This is a genomic window from Caulobacter zeae (assembly GCF_002858925.1).
Taxonomy (GTDB): Bacteria; Pseudomonadota; Alphaproteobacteria; order Caulobacterales; family Caulobacteraceae; genus Caulobacter; species Caulobacter zeae.
In genome coordinates this window covers 141360-148460 of sequence record NZ_PJRS01000001.1, presented here as the reverse complement: position 1 = coordinate 148460, position 7101 = coordinate 141360, and the positions used below count along the sequence as shown (strand labels likewise).

Below are 7101 nucleotides of genomic sequence, written 5' to 3'. Positions count from 1 at the left end.
CTCCAGCCGCCTGCGCCTGGAACTGGCCGACCCCGCCAAGCTCGACGAACCCGCCCTCAAGGCCGCCGGCGTGCGCGCCCTCGTCCGCCTCGACGGACCTGTCGTCCACCTCGTCCTGGGGCCCGATGCCGAGGCCGTGGCCCTGGCGATGGAGAAGGGCCAGCCTGTCGTCTGATGGCCCTTGGCCGCTCCTTCGCGCCATGCACTATGCGCAGCGGCGAGGGGGAGCGGCGATGCGTTGGGTTGTCTTGTCGGAACGGCGGCGGCCGCGGCCATGAGCCTGGGCGCGCAAGCGAGCGCCTGCTCCATCGTCGTGATCGAGGAACCGAGCAACTACGAGAAGATGCGCCGCGCGCGCGAGACGATCGCCGAAGCCGCGGCCGTCATCGACGGCGAGGTCATCGCGCCCTATCGCAGCGAGGAGGAGCCCGCCGTGGTCAGGGCCGAGCATGTGCTCAAGGGCCCGGCCAGGGCGGAGTTCAGGGTCGCCGCCCGACGTCCTGCCATGAGGCCTACACCGAGGTCGGCCTGCGCACCCGAATGGTGCTGTACGGCGGTCCCGATGTGTATTCCGCGCCCCTGACAGAAACCGAGGCGGCTTACGAGGACAAGATCCTGAAGTCGGACCGGCGCAAGGTCTGGCCCTGGACGCCGGCGCCGAAGCCGGCCGGCCCCTAGGCCGCCGCCAGGGCCCGCTCGCGGCGGTCGTCCCAGACGGCGATCGCCCAGATCACGAAGCCGCCGGCCGCCAGGGCGCAGCCGACCCAGCCGGTCGAGCGCCAGCCGAAGCCGGCCGAGACGGCCAGTCCGGCCAGCCACGGGCCCAGCGCGTTGGCAGTGTTGAAGGCCGAGTGGTTCAGCGCCGCCGCCAGGGTCTGGGCCTCGCCGGCCACGTCCATCAGGCGGGTCTGCAGGGCCGCGCCCAGGCCGCCGCCGCAGCCGATCAGGAACACCACCGGGACCAGGGTCCACAGGCTGCCGACGGCCATCGGATAGAGGGCCAGCGAGGCGACGCTCCATAGCAGGATGGCGCCGACGGCCGGCATCAGTGCGCGGTCGGCGGCCCAGGCGCAGACCAGGGTGCCGGCGGTCATGCCCAGGCCGAACACCATCAGCACGCCGGGCAGGGCGGCGGGCGAGGCGTGGGTGACCTCGACCAGGGTCGAGGCCAGGTAGGTGTAGACCGCGAACATGCCGCCAAAGCCGATGGCGCCGATGCCCAGGGTCAACCAGACGCGGCGGCTGGCCAGGGCCGACAGCTCGCGCAGGGGGCTGGCGTCCTTCGGCGCGGGCTCGCGCGGGGCCAGCAGGAACACCGAGACGGCCGTCAAGGTCGCCAGGGCCGAGACGATGACGAAGCCCCAGCGCCAGCCGATCCATTGGCCCACGGCGTTGGCCAGGGGCACGCCGACGATGGTGGCCACGGTCAGGCCGATCATCACCCGCGCCACCGCCGAGGCCCGCTTGTCGGGCGCGGCCAGCGAGGCGGCGACCAGGGCCGCGACGCCGAAATAGGCCCCGTGCGGCAAACCGCTGAGGAAGCGGAAGATCACCATGGTCTCGAAATTGGGCGACAGCGCCGACAGGCCGTTGCCGATGGCGAACAGCACCATCAGGCCGACAAGCAGGGTGCGGCGGGCGATCCTGGCCGCCAGCACGGCGATCACCGGCGCGCCGACGACGACGCCCAGGGCATAGGCGCTGATGGCGTGACCGGCGGTCGGCTCGTCCACGCCCAGGGCGCGGGCGAAGTCGGGCAGCAGGCTCATCGAGGCGAACTCGGTGGTGCCGATGGCGAAGCCGCCCAGGGCCAGGGCCAGTTGGACGAGCGCGGCGGAAGGGGCGCTGCGGGCGGGGACGCTCATTGGCGGACCTTGCTGGAACGGAAAGCGGCGAGGCCGGTCGCGCACGCGCCTATCGCCCGCCCGGACGCGAAGGCCCGGCGGAGACGGCGCGCGGTTAGGAGCCGCGCTGCGGTTGGTCGAATGTGTGCATAGCTATTCACTCGCCATTCCGAACGCAAGCCTCTAATAGGGACGGCGAGGGGAAAATCGCGCGAGGGATCGCCGCATGAGCGGAAACTGGCGACCGCCGTCGTCGACCGACGTGGCCAGGGCGGCGGGGGTGTCGCAGTCGGCGGTGTCGCGCGCCTTCACGCCCGGCGCCCGGATCGCCGAAGCGACGCGCGCCAGGATCCTGGAGGCGGCGCAGGCCCTGGGCTATCGGCCCAACCTGCTGCCCAAGATCCTGCAGACCAACCGCTCGGGCATCGTCGCCGTCGTTGTGGGCGGTTTCTACAATCCCTATTTCGCCATGACGCTGGAGGCCTTCTCCAAGGCCCTAACCGCGGCGGGGCTGCAGATGATGCTGGTGCGGGTCGAGAGCGACCGCATCCTCGACGGCGTCGTCGACCAGCTGGCCGGCTATCGCGTCGACGCGGTGGTCTCGGCCCTGGCCCTGACGTCGCAGGCGGCCGCCGACCAGCTGTCGAAGCTGCGCATCCCGATCGTCACCCTGAACTCGGATCTGGCCGGCGACTGGATCCGCTCGGTGTCGTCCGACAATTTCGCCGCCGGCGAAGCGGCCGCCCGCCTGCTGCGCGAGCGGGGCGGGACGCGCTTCGGCTTCGTGGCCGGACCGGCCGACAGCCCGGCCCAGGTCGCCCGCGAGGCCGGCTTCGCCCATGGCCTGGCGACGCTGGGCCTGCCGCCGGCCACGCGAGCGGGCGGCGGCTACGACTACGCCAGCGGCGAGCAGGCGGCGCGCGACCTGTTCTCCGGAGCCGAGCGGCCGGACGCTCTCTTCTGCGCCAACGACCTGGCCGCCTTCGGCGTCATCGACGTGCTGCGCGAGGACTTCGGCCTGAGCGCGCCGGGCGACGTGCTGGTGGTCGGCTTCGACAATCTCGACATGGCCGCCTGGGCCCCCTACCGCCTGACCTCGTTCGACCAGGACGTCGACGCTCACGTTGCGGTGGCGATGGAGCTGCTCGACCTCGAAGCTGGCGCGACCTGCGTGGCGCGGACCGTGCCGTCACGGCTGGTCGAGCGCGAGAGCACGCGGCGGGGCTGAATTTCTAACCGTCATTCACGGTTGGCGCGACTCACGGCATCTTCCACATAGTTCTCCACATCCAGCGTACCAGTAATCCGCGTCTTACGGGCGAGGTGGCAATGGTGTCGTGGCGTGAAGTCGAAGCGATAAAGAGAGATCGTGCTCTGGCGCGTCGTGTCGTCGCCAGTGTTCTTGCGCTTGGCGAGCACGTGCTCTCGGTGTGGGAGCGCAAGTTCTGCAAGAAGCTCGAATTGCTGTTGCTCGACAGGGGACTGACCACCGAGCAAGCTGAGAGGCTGCTTCAGATCAGGGACCGGAGGCAACTGATCAGGGTTTTCGATGGCTTCAGCATCAAATCGCTGATCAGCGACTGCTACGAAGGGCGAGCGGATCTCAGTGAGCGCGATGATCTCTGGATCGCAAGGTTGAAGGCTGTTTCCCCAGACGGAGTCAGCAGAAAGCGGCTGCCATGGCTGCTGTACTGCGCACGTCAGCTGAACCTGCTCGACGATTGGCTCGTCGGCGAGTTCTAAAGCTCGATTTTCAGGGGGTAATGGCGGAGAGGGTGGGATTCGAACCCACGGTGCCCTTCCAGGCACGCCGCATTTCGAGTGCGGTACATTCGACCACTCTGCCACCTCTCCAGGGGGTCTTCGTGACCAGCTTTTGGCCGGTCTTGAGTGAGGGCGGGATACCTATCCGCGACGCCGGAAGAGCGCAAGAGGCTATGACGCGGTTTTTCGTCTTTTCTCGCGGAGGGCCGCGACCCTCCGTCGCGGGTCAGGCCTTCGGGTACAAAATCATCTGGGTGCAGCGGAAAAGAGCGATGGTTTTCCCCGTGCCTTCGGCGGTGACGACGGCGTCCCAGACCTGGGTGTTGCGGCCGCCGTGCACGAGCTTGGCCTCGCAGGCCACGCCGCCGTCGCGGGCCGTGCCCAGGAAGTTCGACTTCAGCTCGATGGTGGTGAAGCCGGTCGCGCCCTCGGGCAGCGAGACGACGCAGCCGTAGCCGCTGGCCGAGTCGGCGAGCGCGATCACGGCGGCGGCGTGCAGGAAGCCGTTGGGGGCCATGTGGTGGCGCGCGACGTCGAAGCGGCCCCGCACCAAGCCCGGCTTGGCCTCCTGCCATTGCAGGCCCAGATGGTCGGGCAGGCTGCCGGCCTGGACGGCGGTGAGGTTGGCGCTCTGTTCGTCGGCCATGGCGGCGGCTCCTGATACTTCACGTGCGAAGCATTAGGCGCGCCGGTGGTCGTCGTGGCAAGTGGGTTTTTAAAGAGAACGAATGTTCCGCGGCGGAAAGCGCACGCCGTTCTCGTCGGCCGGCGGCAGCTTGCCCGACCGCACCGCCACGTCGAGGGCGGCGATCGTCAGGGCCGAGGGTTCGGCGCTCTCGCCGGCGCGGCGGGCCGTGAACTGCGCCGCCGTCACGCCGTCGCCGGCGTCAGGATTGGCGGCTTTCTGGGCGGCGACGGTGGTGTCGGCGGCGGCCGGGTCGGCGCCGGCCCAGCTGGACAGCACCCGCACGTCGTCAGGCAGGGCCAGCAGCTTGCGGGCGTCGGCGAACAGGCCGGCGGCGTCGGCGCCGGGCGCATCGCTGGCCGGCAGGCCGGTCGGCAGGAGGGCGTCGCCGACGAAGACCACGTCGCCGGCCTTGTAGGCCACGGCGCCGGGCAGGCGGCCGGAGAGGGCGATGGGGTGGAACGCGATCCCGCCCATGATCAGCGGCTCGTCGTCCTCGCGGGCCAGCTTGTCGAAGTCCCAGCCTTCGAGGTCGACGCCCTCGGCGCCGAGGGCGGGGACGAGGCGTTGCAGGCTTTCCAGGACGTAGGCGCCGATGGCGACCGAGGCCCCGGTCTCGTACTTCAGGTGGCCGGCGGCCGACAGGTGGCCGGTATGGACGGCAGTCTCGAGGATCCAGGTCGGCCCCAGGTCCTTCTCGCGAATGTCGGCGATGATGGCGTCGACGAAGGCGGTCGAGGTCTCGCCGGTGGCCGGATCGAAGTCCAGCACCGGATCGACGATGGCGCAGAGCAGGGTCGCCGGATCAGAGACGAGATAGGTCACGCGCCCGCTGGCGGCGTGGTGGTACGCTGTGATTTCCGGCTGCATGCTTACGCCTGAAGGTCCCCGTTTGCGGGCACCATGACGGCAAGCCGTTAAGCTTCGGCGAACGCCGCAATCGTCCGGTCAGCGACGGTCGTCGATGTCGCAGGGGCGCTGGGAGCCGCGCATCTGCGTGGCCCACAGCGGTTCGACATAGCGGCCGTCGTCGGCGCGCAGGCCGTCGACGCAGCGCTCGGCGGCCGCGCCGCGGCCGGACATGTCGAGCGATACGGCCACCGACTGGCTCTTGCCGCCGCGGGCGTAGGGGCCGTAGCCATAGCCGCCGTATCCGAGCCCGCCGTAGCCAAGGCCGCCATAGCCGGGGCCCCCGTAGCCGAAGTCGTCGTAGCCGTAGCCCCAGCGGCCGTTCTTGCCGAACTCGGTCTGCGAGACGGCGACGCCCAGCGTGCCGGTCTCGCCGACCGGGAACAGGGCGGTGGCCGACATGTGGCGATAGCCGCCGGTGCCGACGCCGACCTCGACGCTGCCGTGGATCTTGCGCTTGATCGGCCCGGCGTCGTCGTCGCGCGACAGGTTCAGCGGGCCGTCCTGGGCCGTCGTCTTGACCGGCGAGGTCTTCAGCCAGGCGTCGATCTGCTCCTGGGTGGTCAGGGGGCGGGTGGTCTCGGGCGCAGCCGGCGCGGGGGCGGCCGCGGCCTGGGCCGGGCTCGACGTCGTCTTGGCGGTGGCCACCACCTCGTCGTCGGCGCCGGCGGCGAGCGCCAGCACGGGCGCGGCGAGGAGGGCGAAAGCAGGAACGAGGCGGGCGGCGAACAGCATGTGACGGATCTCCAGCCCTCAACCGATACGCGGGCGGCGAAGCTGAATTAGGGCGCGAATGTTTCGTGGGCGCAAGTTCACAGCGCCTCCAGCCCCGCCTGCACCGCGGCCATGTCGGCGGGCAGGGGGGTTTCGAAGCGCAGGGCCTGTCCCGTCACCGGATGGACGAAGCCCAGCAGGGCGGCGTGCAGGGCCTGGCGCGCGAAGCCGGTCTCGACCAGGATCGCCTTGACCGGGGCGGCGGGGGCGCCAGCGCCGTAGACCGGATCGCCCAGGCATGGCGAGCCCTTGCTGGCCATGTGCACGCGGATCTGATGGGTGCGGCCGGTCTCCAGCCGGCACGACACCCGGGCGGCCAGCGGCTTTCCCGCATCGCCGCCGAACGTGCGCTCGACCTTGTAGTGGGTGACCGCCTCGCGGCCGCCGCTCTTCAGCACCGCCATCTTCTTGCGGTCGTGCGGCGAGCGGCCCAGGCGCGTTTCGATCGTGCCCGACGACGGATGCGGCGCGCCGCGCACCAGGGCCACGTACATGCGGTCGATATCGTGGGTGGCGAACAGGGCCGACAGGCCGCGATGAGCCGCGTCGCTCTTGGCCGCGACCATGACGCCGGAGGTTTCCTTGTCCAGTCGATGGACGATGCCCGGCCGGGCCACGCCGCCGACGCCCGACAGGCTGTCGCCGCAGTGGTGCAGCAGGGCGTTGACCAGGGTGCCGGTCTCGCTGCCGGGGGCGGGGTGCACGGCCATGCCGGCCGGCTTGTCGACCACGATCAGGTGGGCGTCTTCATAGAGTACGCTGAGCGCGATGGCCTCGGGCTCGGGAATCGCCGGGGCCGGCGGCGGTTCGACCACCAGGTAGTCGCCGGCCTGGGCCTTGGCCGATCCGTTGGTCACCGCTTGCGGCTGGCCGTCCGCCCCGAGGCGGAAGACGCGGCCCTCGGCCATCAGGGCTTGGAGCCGGGCGCGGGAGAGTTCGTCGAACAGCGCAGCCAGCGCCTTGTCGAGCCGCTGGCCGACGAGATCTCCGTCGAGACGGCCTTGCAGGCGGCGCTCGCCATCCGTATCGGCGGCCCCTGCGTCGTCGGGGGCGTCCTGCAGGTCCTCGATCTCGTCGTCGGCGTCGGCCAAGGGTTTCACGGCTCCTTCACAACCCCGTCGCGCG

At 70.6% G+C, this 7101-nt stretch carries 8 protein-coding genes and 1 tRNA gene; 3 read left to right on the top strand and 6 right to left on the bottom strand.

Annotation, left to right across the window (positions count from 1 at the left end):
* Window positions 1–274: 274 nt before the first annotated feature.
* Window positions 275–583 carry a hypothetical protein gene (locus SGCZBJ_RS00715; protein ID WP_101716116.1) on the top strand — a complete coding sequence of 103 codons (309 nt, stop codon included), beginning with the start codon at window positions 275–277 and terminating at the stop codon, window positions 581–583.
* 91 nt (window positions 584–674) lie between these two features.
* On the opposite strand, the gene SGCZBJ_RS00710 is transcribed toward SGCZBJ_RS00715, so the two are convergent.
* Window positions 675–1865 (bottom strand): MFS transporter, encoded by a 1191-nt coding sequence (locus SGCZBJ_RS00710; RefSeq protein ID WP_101716115.1) that lies wholly within the window; start codon window positions 1863–1865, stop codon window positions 675–677.
* Window positions 1866–2070: 205 nt separating this feature from the next.
* Here SGCZBJ_RS00710 and SGCZBJ_RS00705 point away from each other — a divergent pair, with 205 nt between their 5' ends.
* Both SGCZBJ_RS00705 and SGCZBJ_RS00700 read left to right on the top strand, forming a co-directional pair.
* Window positions 2071–3072 (top strand): LacI family DNA-binding transcriptional regulator, encoded by a 1002-nt coding sequence (locus SGCZBJ_RS00705; RefSeq protein WP_101716114.1) that lies wholly within the window; start codon window positions 2071–2073, stop codon window positions 3070–3072.
* A 101-nt stretch (window positions 3073–3173) separates the two neighbouring features.
* Window positions 3174–3587, top strand: a complete 414-nt coding sequence (locus SGCZBJ_RS00700; RefSeq protein ID WP_101716113.1) for a hypothetical protein — start codon at window positions 3174–3176, stop codon at window positions 3585–3587.
* A 21-nt stretch (window positions 3588–3608) separates the two neighbouring features.
* Here SGCZBJ_RS00700 and SGCZBJ_RS00695 read toward each other — a convergent pair.
* The 5 genes from SGCZBJ_RS00695 to SGCZBJ_RS00675 form a co-directional block, all read right to left on the bottom strand.
* A tRNA-Ser gene (locus SGCZBJ_RS00695) sits at window positions 3609–3698 on the bottom strand.
* Window positions 3699–3834: 136 nt separating this feature from the next.
* Window positions 3835–4254, bottom strand: coding sequence for a PaaI family thioesterase (locus SGCZBJ_RS00690; RefSeq protein ID WP_101716112.1), 420 nt, complete (start codon window positions 4252–4254; stop codon window positions 3835–3837).
* 69 nt (window positions 4255–4323) lie between these two features.
* Window positions 4324–5163 (bottom strand): MBL fold metallo-hydrolase, encoded by an 840-nt coding sequence (locus SGCZBJ_RS00685; RefSeq protein ID WP_101716111.1) that lies wholly within the window; start codon window positions 5161–5163, stop codon window positions 4324–4326.
* 78 nt (window positions 5164–5241) lie between these two features.
* Window positions 5242–5937 carry a hypothetical protein gene (locus SGCZBJ_RS00680; RefSeq protein WP_240621363.1) on the bottom strand — a complete coding sequence of 232 codons (696 nt, stop codon included), beginning with the start codon at window positions 5935–5937 and terminating at the stop codon, window positions 5242–5244.
* Between the two features lie 77 nt (window positions 5938–6014).
* Window positions 6015–7067, bottom strand: a complete 1053-nt coding sequence (locus tag SGCZBJ_RS00675) for an RluA family pseudouridine synthase (protein WP_101716110.1) — start codon at window positions 7065–7067, stop codon at window positions 6015–6017.
* Between the last annotated feature and the right edge of the window lie 34 nt (window positions 7068–7101).

What these genes read in the sequence shown, in the direction of transcription:
- SGCZBJ_RS00715 (WP_101716116.1), top strand. Translation starts at nt 275, where the DNA reads ATGAGCCTGGGCGCGCAAGCGAGCGCCTGCTCCATCGTCGTGATCGAG.
- SGCZBJ_RS00710 (WP_101716115.1), bottom strand. Translation starts at nt 1,865, where the DNA reads ATGAGCGTCCCCGCCCGCAGCGCCCCTTCCGCCGCGCTCGTCCAACTG.
- SGCZBJ_RS00705 (WP_101716114.1), top strand. Translation starts at nt 2,071, where the DNA reads ATGAGCGGAAACTGGCGACCGCCGTCGTCGACCGACGTGGCCAGGGCG.
- SGCZBJ_RS00700 (WP_101716113.1), top strand. Translation starts at nt 3,174, where the DNA reads ATGGTGTCGTGGCGTGAAGTCGAAGCGATAAAGAGAGATCGTGCTCTG.
- SGCZBJ_RS00690 (WP_101716112.1), bottom strand. Translation starts at nt 4,254, where the DNA reads ATGGCCGACGAACAGAGCGCCAACCTCACCGCCGTCCAGGCCGGCAGC.
- SGCZBJ_RS00685 (WP_101716111.1), bottom strand. Translation starts at nt 5,163, where the DNA reads ATGCAGCCGGAAATCACAGCGTACCACCACGCCGCCAGCGGGCGCGTG.
- SGCZBJ_RS00680 (WP_240621363.1), bottom strand. Translation starts at nt 5,937, where the DNA reads ATGCTGTTCGCCGCCCGCCTCGTTCCTGCTTTCGCCCTCCTCGCCGCG.